Below are 25,369 nucleotides of genomic sequence, written 5' to 3'. Positions count from 1 at the left end.
AATATAGTTATCTGACTATTCTAGCGCCATTTTTACAGCCTCAGCAGCGTGAAGTGCTGTTGTGTCGTAAAGAGGCATATCAGTGTCTGACTGCTTTACCAACAAGGCAATTTCCGTGCACCCTAAAATAACGGCCTGTGCACCTTGCGCCTTTAATTTGTTGATAATATCAATATACGCGTCACGGGATTTTTCACAAATAACCCCTTTGCATAATTCCTCATAAATAATTTTATGCACGACTAATCTGTCTTCACTGTCTGGTACGACTACATCTAAATCAAACTGTTGCGCTAAACGTTCGCTGTAAAATGCCTGTTCCATGGTGAATAGGGTGCCTAACAAGCCCACTTTTTTGACCGTGTTTTCACACAGAGCCACGCCGGTGGCATCGGCAATATGCAATAAAGGAATGGCTACAGCGCTGGCCACCTGGGCAGCGACCTTATGCATGGTGTTGGTACATATAAGGAGAAAGTCTGCGCCGGCATCTTCTAATGACTGTGCGGCGTGCTTCAACGCATCGGCGGCTTTATCCCACTCACCGCTGCGCTGGAAAGCTTCTATCTCGGCAAAATCAACCGAGTATAGGCATATTTTTGCACTGTGGAGCCCCCCGAGTTGGCTATTCACCAACCGGTTAATCGCTTGGTAATAGCTAACCGTCGATTCCCAACTCATACCACCAATAAGCCCAATGGTTTTCATCTCAGCCTCCTCTAATAAGCACGACAAAAAACGTATTAAAAACCGTCACAAACATGACGTTAAGAACAACCAATGTAAGATTATAAATACTAGACTACGTGCAATCCGCAGCCTAGGACAAGGTCATTGAACGTGAGAATTAACAAAAGTATGTTAGGAAACGTATGGGACAAAAGCAGGAGGTAAGCGACTAATCGTCTTTGAAACTAGGCGGTATTTTCTTATCTTTTAGAAACGCGAAACGCTGCATGAAGATGCCTACATAGCCAGACATGGCAATGACAAAGCCCACAAGCAAGGTGGTAAGAGAATAATAGTAAAGGAAGGTGCTTAGATGACTTAACGTGAAAAGCTGCACAACGCCAGCAACGAACAAGGCAAGGCCTAATTTAAATCGTCGCCAGCTTTTGTGCACATCAAACATAGTTGAGATACAACATCTTAGTAGTAAGAATGCTCACCGGCTTCATGTTCAGTAGCATCACGAACACCGTTTAGTTCCCCTGCAAATTGCTCAAGCATTTGCTTTTCAATGCCGTCTTTCAAAGTTACATCAACCATAGAGCAGCCATTACAGCCGCCGCCGAACTGAAGAATAGCGAAGCCATCTTCGGTAAGTTCAGCCAACATTACTTGGCCGCCATGGCTAGCAAGTTGAGGGTTGATTTCAGCTTCAATCATGTACTTTATGCGTTCAGCCAAAGGCGCATCATCAGCTACTTTGCGTGCTTTAGCATTAGGGGCTTTAAGCGTAAGCTGCGAACCCATTTGATCAGTGACATAATCAATTTCTGCTTCATGTAAAAATGGAACACTTTCTTCATCTACCACTGCATTGAAGCCATTGAACTCTAGGCGAGTATCCGTTTCTTCAACGGCATCTGGCGGGCAATAGGACACGCCACACTCGGCGCTCGATGTGCCCGGATTTACGACGAATACACGAATATTTGTGCCAGTCTCTTGTTTATCCAACAGTTTTACGAAGTGAGCCTGGGCTTCTTCTGATATAGTAATCATCAGTAAGTCCTATTAATTTAAAATTTGGTTTATGATAACAAATTTACCTGACTAAAACAGTCAAGTATTGACTAGTTTCGATGTAACCGCATAACGACAAGACGGATATCACTATGCTCGCAGCTTTGGTTCGCACCGCCACAATCTCGATTTTCCCAAAATGGTTTACGCCATTTATCGTGTTAACCGCCGTGTGCGTATCTGCTTCGGTAAATGCCAATATAGTTGCCCTCGATAAGGGGGGAAAGCCGGTTCAGGCCTACTTACCAACTGATGTAACATATAACCCAGATATCCCTACGCCAGAATCAGTACTGGGTGCGAACATTGGCCAGTGGCACGTACGTCACGATCAACTAACCCACTACATGCGTGTACTCGCTGACCATTCCGACCGCATTTCATTAGAAGTCACCGGCAGAACCCATGAAAATCGTGAGCTATTGCTACTTACCATTACTGCGCCATCGAACCGCCCTAATATAGAAAGTATGCGAACCGCGCATATCGATGCCATGAATTCAGGTGAAAAAGTAAAAGCCGGTGCGCCACTCATTTTCTATATGGGTTACGGCATTCACGGTAATGAGCCTTCAGGCTCAAACGCTGCATTAGCCCTAGCTTATTACTTAGCCGCTGGGCAAGGTGCGCGAATCGATGCGTTACTGAACAACAATATTGTGCTGTTAGACCCATCTTTCAACCCCGATGGGTTATCTCGTTTCGCGCAATGGGCCAATATGCACAAAGGAAAGCAACTTGTCGCGGATAGTAACACCCGTGAGCATGATGAAGGCTGGCCATCAGGACGCACGAACCACTATTGGTTTGACTTAAATAGAGACTGGTTATTGTTGGCTCACCCAGAGTCTCAAGCACGTATAAAGCAATTTCATCGCTGGCGCCCGCATATTCTTACTGACTTTCATGAAATGGGTACCGATAGCACCTACTTTTTTCAGCCAGGTGTACGCTCGCGTAAAAACCCTATTACGCCGGATGAAAACGTAACCTTAACCGAAGCGTTGGCGGCGTATCATGCCAAAGCCTTTGATAAGAAAGGAAAGCTGTATTTCTCGGAAGAGGCATTTGACGACTTTTACGCCGGTAAGGGCAGTACCTACCCTGATTTACATGGCAGCATCGGTATTTTGTTTGAACAAGCGAGTTCTCGCGGACATTTACAAGAATCTATCAATGGACCATTGGCATTTTCTACCACTATCGCAAATCAAATTACGACCTCATTAAGTACCTTTGAAGGTGCGCTTGCCAACAAGCCGGCTATTTTAGATTATCAATCGGCTTTTGTTAAAGACACGCAAGCATTAGCAAAAGACGGTGATATTAGCGGCTACATTGTGGGTGAGTCGAGTGATAGCGGCAGGTTTAATGCGATGTTGTCGCTACTTAAACAACACAATATTAAGTTCGAGGTTGTCAGCAAAGACTCAGACGTTGGCAAGCAAACCTTTAATGCTAATCGCGCCATTTATATTCCTGTCGCGCAGGCCCAGTACCGACTTATCACGTCCATATTTTCAACCCAAACCTCGTTTGAAAATAACACCTTCTACGATGTGTCATCGTGGAACATGGCGATGGCATTTAACTTGCCCTTCTCGGTGGTTGAAAAACGGGATACCCGAAACGTAAAAACGGCTGCCAATGCAAAGTTAGCGATGCCAGTGCTTAGCGAGTCGTTACCTGCCAGTGCCTATGCGTACGCGTTTTCATGGAACGATTACTACGCGCCAGCCTTGCTTCAGTCGTTATTAGAGGCTGGGGTAAGCGTAAGAAGTAGCGAAAATGCGTTTGAAGCTAAGCTTGTCAATAATCAGCGCCATACCTTTACCTCGGGTAGCATTGTCATTCCTACAGGATTAGTTCAGCCTGAAAATTTACTCAGTCTGCTAACCGAGCAAGCTCGCGCGTTACGTATTCCTGTTTACGCCCTCGCGAGTGGACTAACGCCAACGGGCAGTGATATTGGAAGTCGCTCAATCAAACCTATTTTAGGGCCAAAAGTGCTATTAGTTGGGGGCGAGGGGGTAAGCGAATATGAAGTGGGCGAAATGTGGCACTATTTTGATACGCGGGTAGGCCTACCTGCCAGTATTGTGGAGCAACAAAAACTGGGCAATGCGCTACAGTCAGGTTATACCCACATTGTGTTTGCTAGCGGGCAGTATACGCTGTCGAATGACACTAAAGATGCCCTGTTCAATTGGGTTAAAAATGGCGGTGTGTTGATTGGACAAAAATCAGCCCTTCGTTATTTTGCAGCCAATGAATGGTTAAACGTCGATATAGTAGATAGAGAAGAAATAGACAGTCAATTTGATGAAGATAAACTGACGTTTGGCGATAAATCGGCGTTATATGCAAGAAAGTTGGTGGCTGGCGCGGTTTATGAAGCTGAAATAGATATCACCCATCCACTATTTTACGGTTATACCGACACTACACTGTCTATGTTCAAAACCAGCAATATGGTGGTGAACAATTATTACACGCCATTTACTACGCCAGCTCGATATACCTCAGCGCCATTATTGGCTGGATTCAGTGATGAAAAACTAGTGAAACTAATTGCCGAAACCCCTGCTGTGATCACCACACAGCAAGGTAAAGGTGTTGTGATTGGGTTTACCGACAATACGCAATTTCGAGGGTACTGGTATGGCACAAACAAAATGTTAAGTAATGCCATTTATCAGTCTGGTTTTCTTAAGTAACTAATTTTTATTTAGCCAATTCTTATGTAGCAAGAATACGTGGCGGTAGTCGTTTCGATTACCCCGCAACTAGCAGTGAACTTTTCGGGGGCGGTGTAAAGGTCATTGCCCATACCAGAATATTCAGTTGTGGGTAGCGAGCTCTCAATAAGCTTGCTAGCGCGTTTACCGTAACACCAGTAGTAATAACATCATCTACTATAGCGATACGCTTAAGAGTAGGGGTAGAATCGACTAACCTATCAATACACTGATGAGTTAATGAAAACACCTGCTTAGCATGTTGTAGCCTTTGTGCTTTTCCTAGTTGATGTTGCGCAGACATACCTTGTCGAATCGCCCAATTGGTGCAAATGGGAATATTCAGTGCACTTCCAATGGATTTAGCTAACACTGCGGCTTGGTTATAATGTCGCGTTGCTAGCCGCCAAGGGCTTAATGGCACTGGTAAGAGAAGTTGGGGAGCAGTGTGGGTTAAGTGCGGTGTGTGGTGCGCCAAGTGTTGCTGTTTACCGACAAACCACTTGGCTAAAACCTTCCCTGAAGTGAGTGAGTGTTGAAACTTAAAGCTATGAATTAAGGTGGTTATTGGATAAGTATGTAAAGCCAATACCGACAGCTGCTGATAGGCACTATGCTTAACGTGCTGACCGACTGGTCCAAATGACAGTAAGTTATTACCGTGAACGTTGGCCGAGAAAAAAAATATGTCATGTTCACACCAATGACATACTGGCGCAGGACTTGCCTGATAACATAGTAAGCATGAAAGATTCATAGTACGTGAATTTTTGAATTCTTAAGTTGAGTCGCTTTTTCTCGCTTGTAGCTACAGTAAGATAACGTGTCTTTAAGCATTTTTTGAGATAATGGGTAATCATGCATATATGGCAGCCTATTAGGTTTGCTTCTTCATGCAACAGCCAAAGGATGTATACAGTGAAAGATTTGCATACAAACACACAGCTTGTCACCCGAACTCAAGGTACAGGAAACGATCTGGTTTTCCTTCATGGTTGGGGTATGAATAGTGGGGCTTTTACTTCGTTTATTCCCTATTTAACCAATAGTTTTCGGGTTACCACTATTGATCTTCCCGGTTTCGGCGAAAACGCTCAGCATGTGCCTTCCCCTTATAACGCTGAGTCTTTAGCACGAATGATAGCGCCTTATATTCCGCCAGAAAGTATTGTTGTGGGTTGGTCTTTAGGTGGTTTGGTGGCGCAACGATTAGCTTTAATTGGTGGCTTAGATCTGAAAGGCTTAGTGACGATAGCCTCTACACCACGTTTCATCGCTGGCCCCTGCTGGCCAGGCATTGCAGGTGATTTACTTGCCATGTTCGAAAATCAGTTAGAGAGTAACTACAACAGGACACTAGAGCGCTTTTTAGCGATTCAAGCAATGGGAAGTGATACGGCACGACAAGATATAAAAGCTATTCGTGGGCATATCAGTGAATTCCCCGAACCAGATCAGCAAGCGCTGAAACAAGGCTTGAGAATTCTTTCCACAGAAGATTTACGCCAAGACATTGGCCGGATAACGGTGCCAACCCTTAGACTTTATGGCCGCTTAGACAGCCTAGTGCCTACCAGTGGTATAGATCGTATTTGCGAGTTGCATCCTCAAGCCGATACGGTGGTGTTGCCCCATGCAGCTCATGCGCCGTTTATTTCTCACCCTCAACAAAGTGCCGATATTTTGTTTAGCTTTGCATCGAGCGTGTATCAACAAAAAGCATCGTAAATCCGATGCTTTTAAGTCGCGTTAAGGTGATGTAAACGGCCGCGAGTGTATACGCCGCAGCTTTTAGCCAGCGAAATGCTAGGCGCAAAGAAGAAATATTGCTCGTTTTCACAGCCAGTTAAGGCGTATGAGCGGTACAGACCTTTTCATTTAGTGCAATTTGGTTAATAATTGCTCATGAGAGTGTAGAGGTAGTGTATGTCTGGTATATCAGGTATAAATAGTAATAATATAAATTCGGCGATTTTGTCCGGACAATTCGGTTTGCAGAATGCCAGTAATGGTATTACGCAGGCTGCGTCTAATATTGCCCAGCAAACCACGAACGCAGAGCGCGATCCGCAAGCCGTTTTAGCCAATGCTGCCACCCAAAGCTTACAGAATGTACGCAACATACTTCCCTCTACGCAGGATGATGTCACCACAAATCTGTTGTCATTGAAAATCAACAGTATCAACGCCCAGGCTTCCGCCAAGGTGCTTGATGTGGCGAATGACACGATAGGCACAATAATCGATACGTTAGCGTAGTAATGTAGGAGTGTAATGTGAACATTGTTACCCCTATCCTTACGGCCATAGCGTACCCTACTGCAAACGTTAATACCGAGTCAGCGAGACGAGACAACGCATTACGTGAAACCATTCCTCAATCGGGGGATGCAGAGAAAGGGGCGTCGCAAAAGGGCCTAGGTTCGGACAGTGACAAAGCTCGAAATCCGGGACAAACGCCTGCGCCTGTTACCTACGATCGCCCCCAAGTCCAAACTGAGCTGCAAAGCGCGTTTGAAAGCGTGTTTGGCGAACAAAAAGACAATGGCTCTGATGAAAGCGCGGGTAAACAAAATGCCCAAGACCAACAGGAATCAAGCCAACAGGAATCAAACCAGCAAGCTTCAGGACAGCAATCCGCACAGCCTGAGCAGCAGACGGAAGAAGAACAGCAAGAGATAAGTAACTTAGAGGCGCGTGATCAAGAAGTCCGTACTCACGAGCAGGCACACGCCGCGGCGGGTGGACAATACGCTGGATCTCCCCAATATGAATATACCACTGGGCCGGATAACAAACGTTATGTAACCGATGGCGAAGTCTCTATTGATATCTCTGAGCTAAATAGCCCTGAAGAAACCCTTCGTAAAATGCAGCAAGTACGTGCTGCTGCACTCGCCCCTGCGGAGCCTTCTGCGCAAGATTTAAAAGTGGCAGCAGAAGCTACTCAAAAATCGTTTGAAGCTCGCAGCGAAATCGCTGAAGACAACGCTACAACATCATCGGTATCGCCTAGCGCATCAGATATCACGCCCCCTGATATTGATGAAATTACCGATAATGCGGGTGTTGAACGCCCTACAAGGGCACTAGACGAAGCTGTTTTACAAGCGCAAACGGTTGAGCAAGATGCTGTAAGCCAAGGAGCGCAAGGTACTAGTGAAGCTTCAAATGAGATTGGTGGTGGGTTTGATACGCGCTCACTAGCATTTGGCAACGAAGCTCTGCCAAATGGCGACAATGTTCAACAAAGCCAAGCTAACTCAGCCCGCATTGGTCGCATTCAGAATTTCTACACACAAGCCTATACACCAGTACGTGAAGGTTTTTCCGCTAGCGCCTAGGGTTTGTAGTGCCTAGCGCTTAATAGTAATAGCGCTTATCTAGCCTCGTTTACCGCTCATTGCCAATAACACGTGTTCTTAACCGTACTACTCTCATAAATACAAAACTCTACTGGGCAAATACAAAAAGCCAGCATGTATGCTGGCTTTAAAATTATAATCGCGCGTGTAAACAATGGCGTTAGGCGTTATTTCTTGGCTTTGGCGAAGGCATCGGCAAAGGCATTACCCATCGCACTGTTTTGCTGCTGGTTTTGTCCGCCGCCACGCTTGTTTGGCTTATCTGCGTGAGAGTGTCCACGTGACCCATTGTTAGCGCGGGAATTAGCAGTAGACTTTGCGTTAGCAGCGCCATTGCTGTTATTGCTTTTGCCTGCTTGATTCGACGAGGTCGGGGTATCCTCTAACCGCATAGTAAACGATATACGCTTACGTGCTACGTCTACCTCAAGCACCTTAACTTTAACAATGTCCCCGGCTTTCACTACATCCCGTGGATCTGAGATGAACTTGTTGGTTAGCGCTGAAATATGCACCAAGCCATCTTGGTGGACACCTACATCAACAAAGGCACCAAAGTTCGCAACATTACTCACAACGCCTTCTAAAATCATACCTGGGGTAAGATCTTTAATGGTCTCCACCCCTTCTTTGAAGGTGGCAGTTTTAAATTCAGGTCGAGGATCGCGGCCCGGTTTATCAAGCTCGCTTAAAATATCTTTTACCGTGGGTAAGCCGAAAGCGTCACTGGTAAATGTATCTGGCGATAAGGTTTTCAATAGCTCTGTGTTACCGATAAGATCGTTAACGGCAACCGCGGCCGTATCCACAATTTTATCAACCACAGGATAAGCTTCGGGGTGAACCGCAGACGCATCTAGTGGGTTGCTACCATTTACGATGCGTAGGAATCCCGCCGCTTGTTCGAAGGCTTTCGGCCCTAGGCGCTCAACTTTCATTAGCGCTTTTCTGTCGCCGAAGGCGCCATTGGTATCTCTAAATTGCACAATGTTGTTTGCAAGGGTTTTATTCAATCCAGACACATAGCTTAGCAGCGCGGGTGATGCTGTATTTAAATCTACACCCACCGCATTTACACAGTCTTCAATTACGCGGTCGAGAGATTTACCTAACTGGCTTTGGCTAACATCATGTTGATATTGGCCTACACCAATGGCTTTAGGTTCAATTTTTACAAGCTCGGCAAGGGGGTCTTGTAAACGACGAGCAATGGAAACTGCACCACGTATAGACACGTCCAAATCAGGTAGTTCGTTTGAAGCTAATTCTGATGCAGAGTAAACCGATGCGCCGGCTTCGCTTACCATGATTTTTTGTGCACCTAGCTCTGGGTTATTTTTAAGCATTTCCCCTACAAGCTTATCGGTTTCACGGGAACCTGTACCATTACCTATACTGATAAGCTCAACTTTATACTGCTTACACACGGTAGTGAGGGTACGCAGTGACTTATCCCACTGGTTCTGCGGTGCATGGGGGAAGATGGTATTCTTAGCGACGACTTTGCCTGTTTTATCTACGATAGCGACTTTCACGCCAGTACGAAGACCAGGATCAAGGCCCATCGTGGTCTTAGCGCCAGCAGGCGCAGCCATTAGCAAATCGTTGAGGTTCTTAGCAAAGACCTCAATCGCTTCTTCTTCAGCGCGCTCGCGAAGACCACTGAATAGCTCGGTTTCCATGTGTAACGCGATTTTAATTTTCCACGTCCACTGCACTACTTGCGCTAAGAAATCATCGGCAGGACGTTGGCGGTGCATAATATTGTAGTGGCTAGCAATAAGGTGTTCACAGTGAGAAGGCGCACTGGCATCATCTTGCTGTGGGTCGGCATCAAGTTGAATATTCAACATGCCTTCGTTACGACCACGAAACATAGCAAGGGCGCGATGTGAGGGGGCATTTTTGTACTTTTCGCTGTGTTCAAAATAGTCTTTGTACTTAACCGCTTCTTGCGCTTTACCGTTTGCTACTGTGCTTTTAATATGTGCGTTTTCAACAAGGTAGTTACGAATTTTACCAAGCAGTGCCGCATCTTCAGCAAACCGTTCCATTAAAATAAAGCGAGCGCCTTCAAGCGCGGCTTTAGTATCTGAAACCCCTTTTTCGGCATTAAAGTATTTAGCGGCTAACTCATCGATAGACTGGTCAGGGTTGGCAAATAAAGTATCTGCTAAGCCTTCAAGGCCTGCCTCAATGGCTATCTGACCTTTGGTGCGTCGACGGGGCTTAAAGGGTAAGTATAAGTCTTCCAATGTGGTCTTACTGTCAGCGCCGGTAATGTTGCGCTTTAACTCATCAGACAGTTTTCCCTGCTCATCAATAGATTTCAAGATGACTTGGCGTCTGTCTTCTAGTTCTCGAAGGTAGGTAAGACGTTGCTGAAGCGTACGTAACTGAGTGTCGTCTAGCCCTTGAGTCACTTCTTTACGGTAACGTGCAATAAACGGCACCGTTGAACCTTCATCAAGAAGCTTAACCGCAGCACTGACTTGAGAAGTTTGTACGGCAAGTTCTTCGGCAATTTTGTTAATAATCATAATACGCTCTAGGCAATAGCAAATAAGGATGTAGTGGCTAGCATTAGCCTTTTTACACCGCTTTCATTTTAGTTGGAATAACTGGCAGCAATTATACCACCGCGACGGGTCAGAAGAAGCCTGATTGTAAGGTCAGTATTCATGGAAACTGTTTTAACCTTATTACAGTTTATCGGTTGGATCGTACCAAATGCGGTTTATCCACCATTCTTTTATGTCGGTTTCTGTTTTTACCGTAACGTCATCATCTTCTTCTTTCCCCACTAGGGCTCGCGCCATAGGAGAGTCGATAGAAATGTAATCTCGACGGCCAAATATTTCATCGTAACCCACAAGGCGAAGTTCTAGCACCTGCCCTTGTTCGTTTTCGATTTCTACCCAAGCACCAAAATAAACTTTATTTTCCTGCTGGGAACTATAATCCACGACTTTAAGGTTTTCCAAACACTTACGTAAGTAACGTACTCGCCTGTCGATTTCACGTAATTTTTTCTTATTATATTGGTAATCTGCATTTTCACTACGATCGCCCAAGCTAGCAGCCCACGTCACCTTTCGTGTGATTTCGGGCCTTTCTTCCCGCCACAAATGGTCAAGCTCCTGTTTTAGCTTCAAATATCCTTTTCGTGTTATCAGTGGTGTTTTCACAATTATTTAGTTAAATTGAAATCTTATGGCTAGTGTATGTGGGTGAATTAATAGAACGCAATAAACAAATGCGTTGAAATCTACCATTTAAACCACTTTGTGCAAATATTGAACATAAACCTTAAAGTTGTTGTCGCAGTATAAATAGCAACCAGCTAATGAGCGGGAAAATCGAATGGAAGATAACGCACCGAAGGCGGGAAATAAGCCTGCAGACAGGCGCCGTGCTGCAACTAACGGTTCAATGGGCGGCACTATTGCTGGTTTTATGCTTTTTTTAACTGGCGCGTTAATGGTGCTGTATGGCTTACTGGATATTGTAGTACGTATGGATAGCCTGATAACAGCAGGATATCTCGTGATTGGTTTATTAATGTATAAGTTTGGTCAATATCTGTTAAATCACTTTGCGGTATTTAAAGTGCAGCGTGAACGTCGTCGTGCGCCACCTCGTCATACTTAAATAGGTTGTCGATAAGGTGCACAAAAAGCGAGTAATCGAATGACTAGCCGTCTAATACACCTTCTGCGTAAGGTGGGCATTTGCTGTATTAATAGCGGTGACTATCGTGCAGCCTTCACTCTTATCCGCTCTTTTTGGTACAACCATCACTTAACGCATTAAAAAAGCCGACACTTAAATAAGTATCGGCTTATACAAGTAGTGGCCAATGCTAAAGCGTAGCCACTACACTTTGAAGCGCGGCGTGATATTACTCAGCAGCAGCTTCTTCTTTAACGATTTCAAGCAATTCAACATCGAAGATTAGCGTTGAATTTGGTGTAATTGAACCAGTAGCACGCTCGCCATAAGCTAATTCAGAAGGGATGTGGAAGCGGTACTTCGCACCTTCTTGCATAAGTTGAACGCCTTCGGTCCAGCCAGGAATAACTTGGTTAAGTGGGAATTGAGCTGGCTCACCACGCTTGTATGAAGAATCGAACTCAGTACCGTCTAGCAAAGTGCCACGGTAGTGAACTTTAACGATGTCTTCAGCCGCGGGGCTTGCGCCATCACCTTCTTCTAACACTTCATATTGAAGACCAGATTCGGTTGTGGTTACGCTATCTTTCTTCGCGTTTTCTTCTAAATATGCCGCGCCTGCTTCAACATTGTCTTGTGCGGCTTTTTGCGCCATTTCTTGTTGCTTAGCACGAAGTACTTCTTCGCCTTGCTGAGCAATTTGCTGAATTTCTTGTGGGGTAAATTTCAATGTGTCGTTAAGGCCATCTTCAAAGCCTTCTTTCAACGCCGCTTCATCTAGCGGAAAGCCTAGTTGCTCTTGCTGTTGTGCACGGTTGCTCACGAACAAGCCCATACTTGCACCCATAGCGTACGCTTGCTTTTGTACGTCTGTCATTGATTCTGTCGAAACATCGGCGGTTTCAGCGATGTCAGTGCCGGTAGTAGCGGCCTCATCAGAGGTGTTTGGCTGACAGGCAAAAAGGCCTAGGGCAGCAATAGTAGATAAGGCAACAAGCGACTTCTGCATAAAACGTCTCCATAAATTTTTATCATCATGCGTCTATGTTTAAACTGCTGCATCCAGGGCAGTCTGCACGATAGTGAAAGATGCGTGATCCATGCTATGTTAAACCTAGCATTCACAAAGCGAAACCTATTTGATTATGTTTAGGGCTCAAATGTTCCCCAGATTATTGTTACTCACCTTATTAATAAGTGGATCTATAGGATGTAGCTTCCCTGAGACCACGCCAATTAAACAATGGCGACATGTTGAGGAAGGGGCTTACGCAGCCGATGTGTCGCCCGATGGTACTATTTCCGTTGTATCAGGCATCAATAATGGCATCAATGTATGGCGAATAGGCGAAGACACTCCTTTGTATCAATGGAGTCATCAAGGGGAAGGTAATAATTTAGTCGTTTCGTTACATATATCAGCCGACAATACTCATGTAGTCACCGCTGACAGAGAAGCGTTTGCACTGTGGAGCATTGAAACCGGCGACCCGATTGGCTTTTGGCGTATTGACGAAGCGTCTATTCGTGATGTGGCCATTTCGAATAATGGCAATGGCATCTTGGTGGCTCGTTCTAATGGTAAGGTCATGTTTTTTGAGCCTAAAACTCAGCGCAGGTTAGAGTTTTTAGGGCATCAAGAAAAAGTGAACTCGATTGATATCTCCCCGAATGGCAAGTTTGCCTTAACCGGTGGCAACGACTATATCGCTTATTTATGGAGCACCGACACAGGGCAAATAATCCATACCTTCACGCATCCTTCCCGGGTGACCAAAGTGGCATTAGATGACAAAGGTCGTTTTGCTTTTACTGCCGATAGCCAAAGTAAATCACAAGTGTGGAACGTGCAAACTGGCGAGGCCATTAGCGGTCTGAGCTTTATTGCTAGGCAAAAAATCTTCACTGATGCTGTGTTTTCTGATGATGGTAAGTATTTACTGACAGGCTCGCCGTCACGCCAAGTGTATTTGTGGGATTTGAAAAGTGGTAAGGAAGTGGATGCTTGGCAAGTAGCATCACGAGATACTGTTTCACCGCCAACTGCAGTTGTTTATGGCGTTGGGTTTATGTCCGATGGTAATATTGTGACAGAAAGCAGCAGTGGTCTTGCCGAAGTATGGCAACGCAGTAAATAGAGTAGATTATGACAGATAAAAATAGCAGTACTGACAGTGTCGCATTTCGGGTAGAACTCGATAGTACGAACCACAGTATTGAAGAGCTCCAAACGAAAATAGCGTTTCAAGAGCATACCATTGAAGCCTTAAATGAAGCGCTGTCTTCACAGCAGCAACAACTTGATGAGCTTACCTACAAGTTACGCCACGTTATCGACAAGGTTAAATCAATTGAGCCTTCTAATATGGCCAAAGACTCGGAAGAAACACCGCCTCCCCATTATTAATGATACCCCCGCATTGCAGACTGAGCTTACGAAGCCCTGGCCGATACAGATACAACGACCAGCTTATCGTATCAAGGTTTAGTGCTTTGGCTGTCTGTGTCAATGGTTTTGGTTGAATCAGGCAGTGCGGGTTCAGCTAAAGTTTCTAACTCTACCGACTCTTCAATGTCGCCGCTAATGGCTTTAATAAAAGCGTTTTTAATAATGGCGCCCAGCGCACGAAGTACATCGGTATCTGGGCTACTTAAATCCCCCTCAATAGGAATGCGAGTAGCGACTTGATCTTCACTTTGGTTCTCAAATAGCTCAGTAATAAAAGCGGATAATAGCTCTACGGTGCCTTCAAGTAATCCATCACCATCTTGCTCAATATCACCCTTCCATGAAAATACTTCCACATGGTGCAGTATTGGTTTTATGTAGCCTTTTACTTTGCCATCATCGGCAGCAACTTCGGCAGCAAGGGTAAGTGAACCTGCCTCTAGGTCGAATGGTGCATAGGTATCCAGCAGATTTTTAAAGTTAACTAAAGCCACATTGTCGGCTTGAATATTGAGATCGAAAGTAGGTTTATGTGTGGCAGGGTTAAGCTTGGCTTCTAGGTTCAGTGTACCTTGTTGGGCAGTTTGTGCGCTCAGGGTGGCATTAGCCACCCGATTGTCAGATAACGCATCGCTATTCACCAAATTTGTTACTTCACCTTGAATGTCGTGTAGCGAAATATCAATAACAGGCGAGGTCTCTGGGTTATAAAAACCAATTTTGCCATCGGTCACACTAAGCTTATCAATACGTAATGGAAACAGTTGATTAGCAATGTTAAGCCAATCTTCGTTTTTACCGGCTTGACTGTTATCGCTGGTGGCACCGTCGACAAAGTTAATTTCAGGATGAGTAAGATTCACCGTACCGCTTGCGGCCCCTTTTATAAGTTGGCTCCAGTTTAATGTGAACTCAACCTTATCGGCGCGAAACAGAGGCTTGTCTACTTGTCCGTTAGACTTGTACAACAACACGTGCTCTAAACTATAAGCACCGCGCCAAAGCATTAAATCTACGTCACCTACTCGGCCGCTGTATTCACCCGGCTGACTGAGAGTTTTATTGATATACCATTGGGCCGTATAAGGCATGCTCATGCGAATGATAGTTAGCAACCCAAGTACGATGGCGAGTGAAATAAATAGGTAACGATTTGCGGTCTTCATAAATACTCCTTTAAAAGAGTACTTCAAGAATTATGCCGCCGGAAGTTAGCTGTCTGTAAATGGGGCGAGGTTAAATAATTCAGTACTATCAGTTGGATAAGAGTATGCTATCAAAAGCTTTCTGACGTTACATTATGTAAAGATACGTCGAATGTGGGCGGTATCTTCACAGAATGCGTAATAGTTACTTCTTATTAGAAAGAGGCAATGCACATGACTAAAATCTTATGTGAATTAACTCATGAGTAGCACCCTACGAGGAATGCAAGGTTGAGTATTATGTGTACTAGCGCTAATTGCGAAGATGTGAGTTACACAAAGGTGAGGGGGGTAACCGCGAACTAGTGAGGTTTGAAAATGCCAATCACGTTTTCATTTTCACGGGTGGCCGCATTCACTTGTTCTTCGGTTTGCGCTTCATTATAGCCACAGGCCACGCACTCTAGCTTTTCTACGTTATTTTCGTAATATAGCGAAATAGTGTCTAACTCTTGGCATTTTGGGCAGGTAGCGCCTGCAACAAAGCGGCGTTTAATCGATTTTTGCATTGCAGCTCTCTTAACGTAATTTACTCAGTATTATACCGCGAAAAGCCATTTCCTGATCAGATTTTGATAGGAATTTGCTATTATACGCGACCTAAATTGTTCCCGCGAAGGTTATGAATGATAAAGCTTACCAACGTATCGCTAATGCGTGGCAGAAAAGTGCTGCTAGAAAATGCATCAGCGCAGGTATTTCCAGGCCATAAAGTCGCCCTTATAGGGAGCAATGGCTGTGGCAAATCGACCTTGTTTTCCTTACTGCGTAACGAAATGTCTGTAGATGCAGGCGACTGTGTGGTGCCTGCTGATTGGCGTATAGTGAGTGTTGCACAAGAAACTCCTGCCACCGACAGACGTGCAATAGAGTACGTTATTGATGGTGATAAAAATCTTCGCCGTTTACAAGCACAGCTTCAGCAAGCAGAACAAGATGAAGACGGCGTATTGATTGGTAAAATTCATGGCCAACTAGAGCAAGCCGGCGCGTACGATGTAGAAGCAAGAGCCGCGACTATTCTATCAGGGCTGGGCTTTACCAACGTTCAGCTTACCGCACCGGTTACCGATTTCTCTGGTGGTTGGCGTATGCGCCTAAATTTGGCGCAAGCACTACTATGCCCCTCTGACTTATTGTTGCTTGATGAGCCCACGAACCACTTAGATCTAGATGCCGTCATTTGGTTAGAAAAGTGGTTGCAGCGCTACGAAGGTACGCTGTTATTGATTTCTCACGATAAGGCGTTTATCGATAATACCGTAGCGCAAATTATCAGTGTTGAGCAGCAACAGCTGATTACCTATACCGGTAACTATTCTGCCTTTGAAAGGCAGCGTGCCGAGCGACTTCGTTTGCAAAATATAGAGTTTGAAAAGCAGCAGCAAAAAGTGGCGCATTTAACCTCTTTTATTACCCGCTTTAAAGCTAAAGCGAGTAAAGCTAAGCAAGCACAAAGCCGTATTAAGCAACTTGAAAAAATGGAAACTCTGTTACCTGCTCATGCGGCTAGCCCATTTAGTTTTGAGTTCGTACCGCCTGCTGCACTGCCTAATCCCCTTGTGCAAATGGAACACGTACAGTTAGGTTATGATGACCATATTGTATTACAGCAAGTGAAGCTTAACTTGGTGCCAGGAAGTCGTATTGGTTTACTGGGGCGAAACGGACAAGGTAAATCTACTCTTATCAAGTTGTTAGCTGGTGTACATGCCCCGAAGCAAGGTATTTTCGATACCGCCAAAGGCCTTAAAATTGGTTACTTTGCTCAGCATCAATTAGAAACCCTCGATCCTAACGCCACGCCTATTTTGCACTTACAGCGCCTAGACGAAAAAGCTACCGAACAACAATTGAGAGATTATTTAGGTGGCTTTGGCTTTAACGGCGATGAAGCGCTTTCAGCTGTTGCGCCTATGTCTGGTGGCGAAAAAGCCCGGTTAGTGCTCGCACTTATTGTGTACCAAAAACCAAACTTGTTATTACTCGATGAGCCCACCAACCACCTTGATTTAGAAATGCGTCATGCGTTGAATATTGCGCTGCAAGGCTTTGAAGGTGCCATGGTGTTGGTATCGCACGATAGATTTTTACTCTCATCGGTATGCGAAGACTTTTACCTAGTAGATAGCGGCGAAGTGGCGGCGTTCACTGGCGACTTAGACGACTACCGCGACTGGATTTTAAAGCAACAAGCCGCCGAAAAAGCAAAAGCGAACAGCGATGCGAAAGCGTTAAATGAAGACGCAAGCGCTGTTAGCGAGCGTAAAATCGATCGTAAAGAAGAAAAGCGCCGAGAAGCAGAGTTTAGAAAGCAAGTTGCTCCACTGAAAAAAGCCTTAGAGAAGCACGAAAAGGCCATGGACAAATGTTCAGGCGAGCTGAAAACCCTTGAAGCATCATTATCAGACACAAGTTTATATAACGATGATAAAAAAGCCGAACTTATGCAATTGTTAGATAAACAGGCAAAGCTCACTCAGCAGCTTGAAGAAGAAGAGATGCAGTGGCTTGATGCTCAGGAGCAAATGGAGGCGCAGCGCGCAAGTTATGAAGCACAATAATGCTATTGTAAATGCAGAGGATTTTTGGCAGTACGCAGGCAGTCGCTATGGTACAGGCGATGTAGCGCCACTTGCCATTTTGTTGCAAGACCGCCATGGTGTGAACGTAAACATACTTTTGCTGATATGTTGGTGTATTGAGCACGGCTTCATTATTAATTTGCCTCAGTTAAACGCGGTTATCAGCGCCGTTGAAGCATCAGAACACGTCCTTAAGCAACATCGGCTTGAGCGAAAGCAAGCGAAGCCAAAAGACAAGCAAGATGCAAACTACCAGAAAGCTTTAGCGAGATACAATCAGCTAAAAGATGACGAGTTAGCATTAGAAAAAACGCAACAAGCTATTATTGTAGAAACGGTAAACAGCCTTGGCTTAGCGTCTTTACCTTCAGGCGCCTCTGGTCAGTCGGGTGTGTTCAATGCTTCTATCGCTGCACTTATTAATGCGTATGGGCTAAGAGAAAAACAAGAAGCCCGCGAGTTAATCAGCCAGTTACTAAAGCATTTGTCGTAGAAAAAATAAGAAAACATCATGAGCAAAATTGCGTTATCGCATGGAAAGATTATAAAAAGCAGTTTTCGGGTGCCAAGCTGGGCAAAGAACCGTCATGTTCAAACCATATGGCCGCGCTTCATCCAAAAACGCTTACCGCTAAAATACAGAATGGAACGCTTAACGCTGCCTGATGACGATTTTGTCGACGTTGCGTGGGGGCCAAAGCCGGCAGAGCCCTCGGGTATTATCGTGATGTTCCATGGGCTTGAAGGCAGCATTCGCTCACATTACGCCAACGATATGATGGCCAATTTATCCGTGAATGGCTGGCAAGTGGTGATGATGCACTATCGTGGCTGTAGCGGTGTTCCGAACCTAAAGCCAAGAGGCTACCATTCTGGCGAGACTGGCGATCCGAGCTTTTTTCTTGATTGGCTAAACCAAAAATTCCCCCAACTCCCTAAAGTTGCTGTGGGCTTTTCGCTTGGTGGTAACATGCTGTTAAAGCTGCTTGGTGAGAACCCCGCGCAAAAATGGCTGAATGCGGCTATTGCTATATCGTCACCATTGAAGTTGTCGGAGTGTGCCAAATCAATTAACCACGGTTTCTCGCGGGTGTATCAGAAATACCTTTTATCGAGCATAAAAACCACGCTACGAAAGAAGATGTCGTTTATCGATTATCGTAAACTTATTCAGTTAACAGGCGATGATGTTGATGGCATTACCAGCTTTGCGCAATTTGACGAGAAAGTCACTGCACCCTTGCATGGTTTCGAAGACGCGAACGACTATTACGAGAAATGCAGTGCGTACCACTTCTTGAGCGCTATTCATTGCCCTACGCTTGTATTGCACAGTATTGACGACCCCTTTATGAACCATTTAGTGGTGCCTAAAGAAGAAGAGTTAGCACGCAATGTTACCCTTGAACTCAGTGAGCGTGGTGGCCATGTTGGCTTTATGCAAGGTTCGGTGTTTAGCCCTAAAGTGTGGCTGCATGAAAGGGTAAAAAGGTACGTTAGCGATGTACTGCCCATTAACCCCACCACGCCCTACGTGTAAATTTCCTATCTTGTTTGCACGTTAGCTGGCTTTATCTCATGCTTAATCGTTAGCGTGAGCTCACTTTTTTCTGGAGGCAGAGATGATAATTCCAATCGACGCGGTTGATACCGAAATCCTACACAGTTTAGTGGAAGCATTTGTGCTGCGAGAAGGCACAGAATACGGCGCTGAAGACGTCACTATGGAAACCAAAGTGACACAAGTATTAGATGCGCTTAAAAGTGGTGAGGCCGTGCTAGTGTATTCAGAGCTTCACGAGAGCGTGGATATCAGACCAAAAGGCGATGTGACATCCCAAAGTGAGTCTGCTGAAGAAGAGTAGGTATACGTGCAGCTTAAAACAGAGCTTATACGTAAATTGAAGAATAAAAAAAGCCGGGCGAGTGACCCGGCTACCTTTCATCAGGAGAGCATCCCAAAACGAGAAAGGTTTAGAAACTGTAGCGTGCAGTTACCTGCATGATGTCTAAGTCATCCATAAGCTTGTAGTTGGCACCCACGGCCCATTGAGGGGTGATATAATAGTTCGCGCCTACTTTGAACGTGGCATCGCCATCTTCAACGTCGTAGTAGCCTACTTCACCTAGAAGCTCAACTTGCTCAGTCACCATAGAACGAACACCAGCATTCACACTGTAGCCCGTCTCATCATCGAAATCGCCATCGATGCGCTCAAAGTTGGCGCCGAAATATGCATCGGTAGTGGCGTTAAGTGGCATTCTGTAACCAGCACCTAGGGTTAGCATATCGAAATCGAAGCTGCCTTCTTCAAAGTTGCTGTATTCACCGTTTAAGTAAATGTTGCTGTTTAATAGATATTTGCTGCTTAGTACGAAACCATCGGGTTCGAACGATTCGTTATCGTCAAAATCCATCTTGCTATAGCCACCTTCTACATAACGCCAGTCTGGAGACTCAGCTAACGTTGCAAAAGAAGCAACAGAGGCTGCGGTAGTGGTAAGTGCTGTCAGTAAAGTGATTGCTTTACGCATTGAAAAAACTCCTATTTATCGCAGAAAGAAAAAATACCTGCGTTTCAAATTTTGCGAACCTGTGCATCGTAATATGCAAACAAATATCGCGAATTCCATTGTTAAATCTGAAGTTTGTTTTGCAAAGGGTTTGCCAATTACGTTATGGGTTGATGGTTTAACAGACGATTTTTCTATAACTAACAGAAAGATAGTGGTTTTTAGCTGCGAGTGCATTCTCTTACCGAAACAGGTTTATCAAACAGCGTTGATTATCTGAACAACAAAATCCGCTAAATGTGTATCTAAAAAACAACACTATATCCTTTCGTCTAATGGCTGGTACGTTTTTACACAGTGGAAGATGGCCCTCCAATTCAAAAATAACTTTTGTAAATGTTTGAAAATAAGGCGATTGATGGTTTTTCAACCCCTTTTCAATAAGTTGGATCATTCTTTGCAATTGCTCTTATGAGTTCAAGCGCGGTTAATTCGCTACCCAGTTCTTCTTCCTTTTATGGGGCAGCGAGGTTCCTATCAAAATAAGCACCTTTGGGCATTCATCTATGGAGTTAGCAGGTGACTTTTTTGAACGCGTTCTGGCATAGCCCTAATTCATGGAGATAACGACATGCAGCAAGAGTATAAACAAGACCGCTTTGATGGCGTGACGAGTGTCAGTAAAGTAACCAAGCGAGGCCTCATGTCACTTTACTCTCGCGTTGCGGTTGTGATGGCCTGTGTGTTGTCATTATTAGTCGCACCAGTGATTAATGCTGAAGAGGTGAGTAATAGCAACGAACCTCGTGATGCATCCCCTATTCTTCAATCTGTTATCGATGCCGCAAAAGCGTCTGCTGAGCAAGGTTATGAGCAAAACGATCATGGTCTCGATGAAGGGTTAAAATCAATTGATTATCAAACTTATCGCGCTATTCGCTTTAATCCTGAGAAAAGCTTGTGGGACGGCAAAAACGACTACGAAGTACAGTTTTTTCACCCCGGCTTTCTCTATCAATTGCCTGTGACAGTTCACACGATTGATGAATCCAATAGCGCTCAGCGCATTCCCTTCACTAGCGACATGTTTCGCTATGACGACAAAGCAGCGCCGTTAGCAGGGCTGACTAACGATAAAACGGGGTTTGCAGGCTTTCGCGTTCATTACCCATTGAAAAATGAAGTATACAAAGATGAGTTTGCCGTATTTTTAGGGGCGTCTTATTTTCGTTTAGTGGGTAAGAATCAAGTGTATGGTATTTCTGCTCGCGGGCTTGCCATTGATACTGCCCTCACGAAAGGGGAAGAATTTCCTCACTTTACTGAATTTTGGCTTATTGAGCCTAAAGAAGGCCAGCCTATTACGATTTACGCACGACTGGAAAGTCCGTCAGTGGCTGGAGCGTACAAGTTTGTTATTGAGCCCGGCATTGATACAAAGGTTGATGTGCAAAGCTGGTTGTTTGCCCGCGAAGATGTAGAAAAACTAGGTGTCGCCCCTTTTACCAGTATGTTTCTTTATGGCGAAAACAGTGAAAAGCGTCCAGATGACTACCGTCCTGAAGTACATGACAGCGATGGCGTGTTAATGGTGACGCATGCCGATGAAGAGATTTGGCGTCCGCTGACTAACCCGGCAAGGCTACAAATTACCTCGTTGAGTGACAGTGCACCGAAAGGCTTTGGCATGTTGCAGCGCGATGGTGAGTGGGGAAGCTACTTGGATGCTGAAGCAAACTATCATATTCGCCCAGGTCTTTGGGTAACCCCTACTGAGGGGTTCGAGAAAGGCCGGTTAGAGGTGGTAGAAATACCGACTAACTCAGAAACGCACGACAATATTGTAGCCTACTGGGTGCCTGAAGCACCGTTACTTAGTGGTGAATCTCGCTATTTTGCGTACACCTTAAAAACGGTAGAGCGAAACGCATTTGTTAGCGAGTTGGCCACTGTTATTCGCACACGCCAAGGCAAACCGTCGTTACCTGGTGAGAAAGTAAAAGATGAAGCGAAGCAGACTCAGCGCCGCTTTATTGTTGACTTCGCTTCACCTGATATGGATTCGACCGAAATGTCAGCTAATGAAAATACGGCTACAAGCTTCAACCCAGACACTACCAAGCTTATTGTGCAAGGTAGCAATGGTGCAATTTCTCAGCAGCGCCTTTACCCCGTTAATGAAGGTAAAGAATGGCGCGCCACTTTTCTTCTTATGCCCAAAGACAAAAGCACGGTAGATATGCGTGCTTATATCGAGCTAGATGGCAAACGTATCAGTGAGGTTTGGAATTATGTCTATCAACCCAAGTAATGCTTCCATTTCCCCTAAATCCTCAACAAAGCGTGACCGATTCATCACGACAGGAGAGCACATGCGCGTATTTATAATGGCAATGTTAGTGCTTCCGAGTACGGCTTTGGCCGGTTGGAGCCTTTATGAAATTTTTCTTCCAAATGGGTTAACAAAGCTTGAAATAGCTCAGCTTGGTTTAGGTCTAATATTGTTCGCTTGGCTCTGTATGGCATTTTGGACCGGTATTATCGGGTTTGTACTCCAACTCTTTAATATTGACCCTTTAAGCTTGCGTAAAAAGCAAAGTAAGCCTGATGAAGCCACTCAATTAACCGAGCGTCATGCGGTGGTAATGCCAGTATATAATGAAGATACACGCCGAATTATGGTGGGCTTTGAAGCGTGTGTCCGCGAGTTAATGAATACGCCACACGCTGATCATTTCGACTTCTACATGTTAAGTGACACCCGCGATCAAACCAAGGCGGATGCCGAGCTTCGCGCATGGCAGCGTATGACGAAACGTTTAGGCAGCTTCGCCTCACAAGTGTTTTATCGTCGCCGGGAAAAGAACCTTCATCGCAAAGTGGGTAACTTAAAAGAATTTTGTGAACGCTGGGGTGCGAACTACGAATCTATGATTGTGCTAGATGCCGACAGCATAATGACGGGCGAGCGCATGTTAGATTTAGCCCGCCGTCTCGAACAAAACCCAGATACCGCATTAGTACAAACTATCCCTATGCCGGTACGTCAAAATACCTTCTTCGGCCGATTTGTACAATTTGCGGCGCACCTTTACAGCCCTATGCTGGCAACTGGTTTGTCGTTTTGGCAAACAGACAGCGCCAACTATTGGGGCCACAACGCGATTATTCGCATTGCGCCCTTTATGCAGCACTGCGGTTTACCTAAATTGGAAGGCAGCGCACCGTTTGGTGGTGAAATTCTAAGTCATGACTTTGTTGAAGCCGCGCTGCTTCGCCGTGCAGGCTGGCAGGCCTATTTACTGACAGATACCACGGGCAGCTATGAAGAAGTCCCTAGCAACGTTGTTGATTACGCTATTCGTGACCGTCGTTGGGTGCAAGGTAACATCCAGCATTTAGGTTTGCTGAACGTGAAAGGCCTGAAAGCGGCTAACCGTCTTCACTTTTTATTTGGCGCGTTTGCGTATATTTCATCGCTGGTCTTATTTTGCATGCTAGCGTTAGGTACAGCCGATGCCCTTATTCGCGCCACATCAGTGCCAGACTTCTTTGTATCTGAATACCAGTTATTCCCAAGCTGGCAGGTAGCCCGTCAAGATATGATGATGGTTACCATGTGGGGAACTGCTGCGCTACTCTTCTTGCCAAAAATGCTGGGTATCGTGCTTGCGCTAATTAAGCGCAGGGAAGAGTTTGGTGGCGCCATGTCGTTACTGAAAAGCGCAGTGGCAGAAATTACCATGGCGATTCTTATTGCGCCGCTCATGATGTTTTATCATAGTTTCTTCGTAATAAGTGTGTTTGTTGGGCACTCGGTTAAATGGGAAGCACAAGAGCGTGAAGGTAAAAAAGTGCCATGGAGCGTTGCCTTTAAACATACGCAGCTTATGAGTTGCTTGGCGGTAATATGGGGCGTAACGACCTTCCACTTCACACCCTCTTTATTTATGTGGTTGCTACCGGTTTTAATTGGAATGGTGCTCGCCGCGCCGGTTATTCGTATTACTAGCAGTGATAATTTAGGTATAAAAATGCGTAAATGGGGCGTGTTTGTTATTGACCAAGAAGTGAATGAATGTACCGCCCTTAAGCGTTTGCGGGTGGCTATGAATTACTTCGCGTTGTCTCAGTACAAGGCAGAAGAGCCTGCACTGCCTGAAAGCTTGTGGGTAACCATGCCTGAACAGGTATTAAGTGAAAAGCCGCTGCCTATGCGCCCAGCATTGGTCAATAACGCGTAGAGCCTTGTTTGTGTTAGCGCATACCTAGTAGTAACAGCTAAAGACGAGGTGTTCTTACCCCGCCGCTAGCTCCCCAGCACTACGCGGCTATATAGCGCTAACACGCTGAAAATAAACTACTAGACACAAAAAAGCCGGGTCGCTTTACTTCACAGGTAAAGCCCCGGCTTTTTTTATAGAGCGTATATTTACTGCGTGAAAGTTACGGAGAAAGAAACCGGAACCGTGGTCGTAATACTTTTAAGCCCTGCAATTTTTTGAAGTGCTTCAACACCTGCCGCTAACCCGAAAGACGCTGCTTTAATTAGCGTAGGCGCTATTGTTGAAACCGTTAAAGTATCGGTGTCTACTTTACTCGCCATCACTGAGAAGCTTGTAGGTACTGCCATACCATGCAGCGTTAAAATACCGTCGACTCTACCGCTAACCACTTCGCCATCGGCTAAATTTAGCATTGACTCAGGTAGGGTTGCGTCAAAGGTGGCTTCAGCAAATTCAGTTACATTGAATAGCATGTCTTGCATACGTGTATTACGGATATCAATTGACGTATTTACCGACGCCAAATTAACCGTAACACGCAGTTTTCCGGCATTCGATAAACTGCCTTCAAAACTATCGAATTTATGCACTTCGGTAATCTGTGAATTCTTAGTAGAAAGGAAATGCAAAGCACTGGTGTCGCCATCTATCTTCCAGTCAGCAAGTGCAGGAAACGCAAGACCGAATGCAAGCAAGGCAGTTGTTACCTTACGAATACGTGTCGTCACCATAATATTACTCCTTTAAATAATAATAATGTCCACTCGAGATTACTCGAAGATGGCATAGACCAAATAACCTAACGC

The 25,369-nt window shown here is 45.1% G+C and carries 24 protein-coding genes; 13 read left to right on the top strand and 11 right to left on the bottom strand.

The window, feature by feature from the left end:
* Nucleotides 1-15 precede the first annotated feature (15 nt).
* From JKP82_RS14205 to nfuA, 3 genes are all read right to left on the bottom strand, one after another.
* Nucleotides 16-708: an aspartate/glutamate racemase family protein gene (locus JKP82_RS14205; protein WP_159534119.1), complete on the bottom strand. Its 693-nt coding sequence runs from the start codon at nucleotides 706-708 to the stop codon at nucleotides 16-18.
* A gap of 190 nt (nucleotides 709-898) precedes the next feature.
* Nucleotides 899-1,132 (bottom strand): hypothetical protein, encoded by a 234-nt coding sequence (locus JKP82_RS14200; RefSeq protein WP_159534117.1) that lies wholly within the window; start codon nucleotides 1,130-1,132, stop codon nucleotides 899-901.
* Nucleotides 1,133-1,149: 17 nt separating this feature from the next.
* A complete protein-coding gene (gene nfuA / locus JKP82_RS14195; protein WP_126872128.1) occupies nucleotides 1,150-1,728 on the bottom strand; it encodes a Fe-S biogenesis protein NfuA in 579 nt (192 codons plus the stop codon).
* A gap of 113 nt (nucleotides 1,729-1,841) precedes the next feature.
* Here nfuA and JKP82_RS14190 point away from each other — a divergent pair, with 113 nt between their 5' ends.
* A complete protein-coding gene (locus JKP82_RS14190) occupies nucleotides 1,842-4,466 on the top strand; it encodes a M14 family zinc carboxypeptidase (protein ID WP_218397535.1) in 2,625 nt (874 codons plus the stop codon).
* 58 nt (nucleotides 4,467-4,524) lie between these two features.
* Here JKP82_RS14190 and JKP82_RS14185 read toward each other — a convergent pair whose 3' ends face one another.
* Complete coding sequence (locus JKP82_RS14185) at nucleotides 4,525-5,244, bottom strand: ComF family protein (protein WP_218397534.1); 720 nt, start codon at nucleotides 5,242-5,244, stop codon at nucleotides 4,525-4,527.
* 161 nt (nucleotides 5,245-5,405) lie between these two features.
* Between JKP82_RS14185 and bioH the strand changes: the two genes are divergently transcribed.
* The 3 genes from bioH to JKP82_RS14170 all read left to right on the top strand — a co-directional run bounded on the left by bioH (nucleotide 5,406) and on the right by JKP82_RS14170 (nucleotide 7,831).
* Nucleotides 5,406-6,215: a pimeloyl-ACP methyl ester esterase BioH gene (gene bioH, locus JKP82_RS14180; protein WP_159534111.1), complete on the top strand. Its 810-nt coding sequence runs from the start codon at nucleotides 5,406-5,408 to the stop codon at nucleotides 6,213-6,215.
* Nucleotides 6,216-6,413: 198 nt separating this feature from the next.
* Nucleotides 6,414-6,746, top strand: coding sequence for a hypothetical protein (locus JKP82_RS14175; RefSeq protein ID WP_218397532.1), 333 nt, complete (start codon nucleotides 6,414-6,416; stop codon nucleotides 6,744-6,746).
* Between the two features lie 17 nt (nucleotides 6,747-6,763).
* The gene (locus tag JKP82_RS14170; protein ID WP_159534107.1) at nucleotides 6,764-7,831 is read left to right on the top strand and encodes a putative metalloprotease CJM1_0395 family protein; all 1,068 of its coding nucleotides are present in this window, start codon (nucleotides 6,764-6,766) and stop codon (nucleotides 7,829-7,831) included.
* 188 nt (nucleotides 7,832-8,019) lie between these two features.
* On the opposite strand, the gene JKP82_RS14165 is transcribed toward JKP82_RS14170, so the two are convergent.
* Together JKP82_RS14165 and greB are read right to left on the bottom strand one after the other, a co-directional pair.
* On the bottom strand, nucleotides 8,020-10,392 hold the full coding sequence (locus JKP82_RS14165) for a Tex family protein (protein WP_218397531.1): 2,373 nt from the start codon (nucleotides 10,390-10,392) through the stop codon (nucleotides 8,020-8,022).
* A gap of 162 nt (nucleotides 10,393-10,554) precedes the next feature.
* Nucleotides 10,555-11,040 (bottom strand): transcription elongation factor GreB, encoded by a 486-nt coding sequence (greB, locus tag JKP82_RS14160; protein WP_159534103.1) that lies wholly within the window; start codon nucleotides 11,038-11,040, stop codon nucleotides 10,555-10,557.
* A 175-nt stretch (nucleotides 11,041-11,215) separates the two neighbouring features.
* On the opposite strand from greB, the gene JKP82_RS14155 reads away from it, so the two are divergent.
* Nucleotides 11,216-11,503 (top strand): hypothetical protein, encoded by a 288-nt coding sequence (locus tag JKP82_RS14155; RefSeq protein ID WP_258544401.1) that lies wholly within the window; start codon nucleotides 11,216-11,218, stop codon nucleotides 11,501-11,503.
* Between the two features lie 250 nt (nucleotides 11,504-11,753).
* Here the strand turns inward: JKP82_RS14155 and fkpA are convergent, their stop codons facing one another.
* Nucleotides 11,754-12,533 carry an FKBP-type peptidyl-prolyl cis-trans isomerase gene (fkpA, locus tag JKP82_RS14150; protein WP_159534101.1) on the bottom strand — a complete coding sequence of 260 codons (780 nt, stop codon included), beginning with the start codon at nucleotides 12,531-12,533 and terminating at the stop codon, nucleotides 11,754-11,756.
* Between the two features lie 151 nt (nucleotides 12,534-12,684).
* Here fkpA and JKP82_RS14145 point away from each other — a divergent pair, with 151 nt between their 5' ends.
* Both JKP82_RS14145 and JKP82_RS14140 read left to right on the top strand, forming a co-directional pair.
* A complete protein-coding gene (locus JKP82_RS14145) occupies nucleotides 12,685-13,662 on the top strand; it encodes a WD40 repeat domain-containing protein (RefSeq protein WP_220099962.1) in 978 nt (325 codons plus the stop codon).
* Between the two features lie 8 nt (nucleotides 13,663-13,670).
* Complete coding sequence (locus JKP82_RS14140) at nucleotides 13,671-13,931, top strand: SlyX family protein (RefSeq protein WP_159534099.1); 261 nt, start codon at nucleotides 13,671-13,673, stop codon at nucleotides 13,929-13,931.
* A gap of 71 nt (nucleotides 13,932-14,002) precedes the next feature.
* Here JKP82_RS14140 and JKP82_RS14135 read toward each other — a convergent pair whose 3' ends face one another.
* Both JKP82_RS14135 and JKP82_RS14130 read right to left on the bottom strand, forming a co-directional pair.
* Nucleotides 14,003-15,139: a DUF748 domain-containing protein gene (locus JKP82_RS14135; protein WP_218397529.1), complete on the bottom strand. Its 1,137-nt coding sequence runs from the start codon at nucleotides 15,137-15,139 to the stop codon at nucleotides 14,003-14,005.
* 341 nt (nucleotides 15,140-15,480) lie between these two features.
* Complete coding sequence (locus JKP82_RS14130; protein WP_159534096.1) at nucleotides 15,481-15,687, bottom strand: YheV family putative zinc ribbon protein; 207 nt, start codon at nucleotides 15,685-15,687, stop codon at nucleotides 15,481-15,483.
* Nucleotides 15,688-15,804: 117 nt separating this feature from the next.
* Here JKP82_RS14130 and JKP82_RS14125 point away from each other — a divergent pair, with 117 nt between their 5' ends.
* From JKP82_RS14125 to JKP82_RS14110, 4 genes are all read left to right on the top strand, one after another.
* Entirely contained in the window at nucleotides 15,805-17,742 is a 1,938-nt protein-coding gene (locus tag JKP82_RS14125) for an ATP-binding cassette domain-containing protein (RefSeq protein WP_159534094.1), read from the top strand.
* Nucleotides 17,729-18,256 carry a TIGR02444 family protein gene (locus JKP82_RS14120; RefSeq protein ID WP_218397527.1) on the top strand — a complete coding sequence of 176 codons (528 nt, stop codon included), beginning with the start codon at nucleotides 17,729-17,731 and terminating at the stop codon, nucleotides 18,254-18,256. The genes JKP82_RS14125 and JKP82_RS14120 overlap by 14 nt, the downstream gene beginning before the upstream one ends.
* Nucleotides 18,257-18,274: 18 nt before the next feature.
* Nucleotides 18,275-19,303, top strand: coding sequence for a hydrolase (locus tag JKP82_RS14115; protein ID WP_218397525.1), 1,029 nt, complete (start codon nucleotides 18,275-18,277; stop codon nucleotides 19,301-19,303).
* An 82-nt stretch (nucleotides 19,304-19,385) separates the two neighbouring features.
* Nucleotides 19,386-19,628 carry a YheU family protein gene (locus JKP82_RS14110; protein ID WP_218397524.1) on the top strand — a complete coding sequence of 81 codons (243 nt, stop codon included), beginning with the start codon at nucleotides 19,386-19,388 and terminating at the stop codon, nucleotides 19,626-19,628.
* 109 nt (nucleotides 19,629-19,737) lie between these two features.
* Here the strand turns inward: JKP82_RS14110 and JKP82_RS14105 are convergent, their stop codons facing one another.
* Nucleotides 19,738-20,298 (bottom strand): outer membrane beta-barrel protein, encoded by a 561-nt coding sequence (locus JKP82_RS14105; RefSeq protein WP_159534088.1) that lies wholly within the window; start codon nucleotides 20,296-20,298, stop codon nucleotides 19,738-19,740.
* Between the two features lie 610 nt (nucleotides 20,299-20,908).
* Here JKP82_RS14105 and JKP82_RS14100 point away from each other — a divergent pair.
* Entirely contained in the window at nucleotides 20,909-22,588 is a 1,680-nt protein-coding gene (locus JKP82_RS14100; RefSeq protein WP_218397522.1) for an OpgD/OpgG family glucan biosynthesis protein, read from the top strand.
* Nucleotides 22,569-24,521: a glucans biosynthesis glucosyltransferase MdoH gene (mdoH, locus tag JKP82_RS14095; RefSeq protein WP_218397521.1), complete on the top strand. Its 1,953-nt coding sequence runs from the start codon at nucleotides 22,569-22,571 to the stop codon at nucleotides 24,519-24,521. The genes JKP82_RS14100 and mdoH overlap by 20 nt, the downstream gene beginning before the upstream one ends.
* Nucleotides 24,522-24,709: 188 nt before the next feature.
* Here mdoH and JKP82_RS14090 read toward each other — a convergent pair whose 3' ends face one another.
* The gene (locus JKP82_RS14090; RefSeq protein ID WP_159534082.1) at nucleotides 24,710-25,294 is read right to left on the bottom strand and encodes a YceI family protein; all 585 of its coding nucleotides are present in this window, start codon (nucleotides 25,292-25,294) and stop codon (nucleotides 24,710-24,712) included.
* Nucleotides 25,295-25,369 lie beyond the last annotated feature (75 nt).

The organism is Alteromonas lipotrueae, assembly GCF_019249215.1.
GTDB lineage: Bacteria > Pseudomonadota > Gammaproteobacteria > Enterobacterales > Alteromonadaceae > Alteromonas > Alteromonas lipotrueae.
This window is presented reverse-complemented; position numbering and strand designations above follow the sequence as displayed.

What these genes read in the sequence shown, in the direction of transcription:
- JKP82_RS14205 (WP_159534119.1), bottom strand. Translation starts at nt 708, where the DNA reads ATGAAAACCATTGGGCTTATTGGTGGTATGAGTTGGGAATCGACGGTT.
- JKP82_RS14200 (WP_159534117.1), bottom strand. Translation starts at nt 1,132, where the DNA reads ATGTTTGATGTGCACAAAAGCTGGCGACGATTTAAATTAGGCCTTGCC.
- nfuA (WP_126872128.1), bottom strand. Translation starts at nt 1,728, where the DNA reads ATGATTACTATATCAGAAGAAGCCCAGGCTCACTTCGTAAAACTGTTG.
- JKP82_RS14190 (WP_218397535.1), top strand. Translation starts at nt 1,842, where the DNA reads ATGCTCGCAGCTTTGGTTCGCACCGCCACAATCTCGATTTTCCCAAAA.
- JKP82_RS14185 (WP_218397534.1), bottom strand. Translation starts at nt 5,244, where the DNA reads ATGAATCTTTCATGCTTACTATGTTATCAGGCAAGTCCTGCGCCAGTA.
- JKP82_RS14175 (WP_218397532.1), top strand. Translation starts at nt 6,414, where the DNA reads ATGTCTGGTATATCAGGTATAAATAGTAATAATATAAATTCGGCGATT.
- JKP82_RS14165 (WP_218397531.1), bottom strand. Translation starts at nt 10,392, where the DNA reads ATGATTATTAACAAAATTGCCGAAGAACTTGCCGTACAAACTTCTCAA.
- JKP82_RS14155 (WP_258544401.1), top strand. Translation starts at nt 11,216, where the DNA reads ATGGAAGATAACGCACCGAAGGCGGGAAATAAGCCTGCAGACAGGCGC.
- fkpA (WP_159534101.1), bottom strand. Translation starts at nt 12,533, where the DNA reads ATGCAGAAGTCGCTTGTTGCCTTATCTACTATTGCTGCCCTAGGCCTT.
- JKP82_RS14145 (WP_220099962.1), top strand. Translation starts at nt 12,685, where the DNA reads ATGTTCCCCAGATTATTGTTACTCACCTTATTAATAAGTGGATCTATA.
- JKP82_RS14140 (WP_159534099.1), top strand. Translation starts at nt 13,671, where the DNA reads ATGACAGATAAAAATAGCAGTACTGACAGTGTCGCATTTCGGGTAGAA.
- JKP82_RS14135 (WP_218397529.1), bottom strand. Translation starts at nt 15,139, where the DNA reads ATGAAGACCGCAAATCGTTACCTATTTATTTCACTCGCCATCGTACTT.
- JKP82_RS14130 (WP_159534096.1), bottom strand. Translation starts at nt 15,687, where the DNA reads ATGCAAAAATCGATTAAACGCCGCTTTGTTGCAGGCGCTACCTGCCCA.
- JKP82_RS14125 (WP_159534094.1), top strand. Translation starts at nt 15,805, where the DNA reads ATGATAAAGCTTACCAACGTATCGCTAATGCGTGGCAGAAAAGTGCTG.
- JKP82_RS14120 (WP_218397527.1), top strand. Translation starts at nt 17,729, where the DNA reads ATGAAGCACAATAATGCTATTGTAAATGCAGAGGATTTTTGGCAGTAC.
- JKP82_RS14115 (WP_218397525.1), top strand. Translation starts at nt 18,275, where the DNA reads ATGAGCAAAATTGCGTTATCGCATGGAAAGATTATAAAAAGCAGTTTT.
- JKP82_RS14110 (WP_218397524.1), top strand. Translation starts at nt 19,386, where the DNA reads ATGATAATTCCAATCGACGCGGTTGATACCGAAATCCTACACAGTTTA.
- JKP82_RS14105 (WP_159534088.1), bottom strand. Translation starts at nt 20,298, where the DNA reads ATGCGTAAAGCAATCACTTTACTGACAGCACTTACCACTACCGCAGCC.
- JKP82_RS14100 (WP_218397522.1), top strand. Translation starts at nt 20,909, where the DNA reads ATGCAGCAAGAGTATAAACAAGACCGCTTTGATGGCGTGACGAGTGTC.
- mdoH (WP_218397521.1), top strand. Translation starts at nt 22,569, where the DNA reads ATGTCTATCAACCCAAGTAATGCTTCCATTTCCCCTAAATCCTCAACA.
- JKP82_RS14090 (WP_159534082.1), bottom strand. Translation starts at nt 25,294, where the DNA reads ATGGTGACGACACGTATTCGTAAGGTAACAACTGCCTTGCTTGCATTC.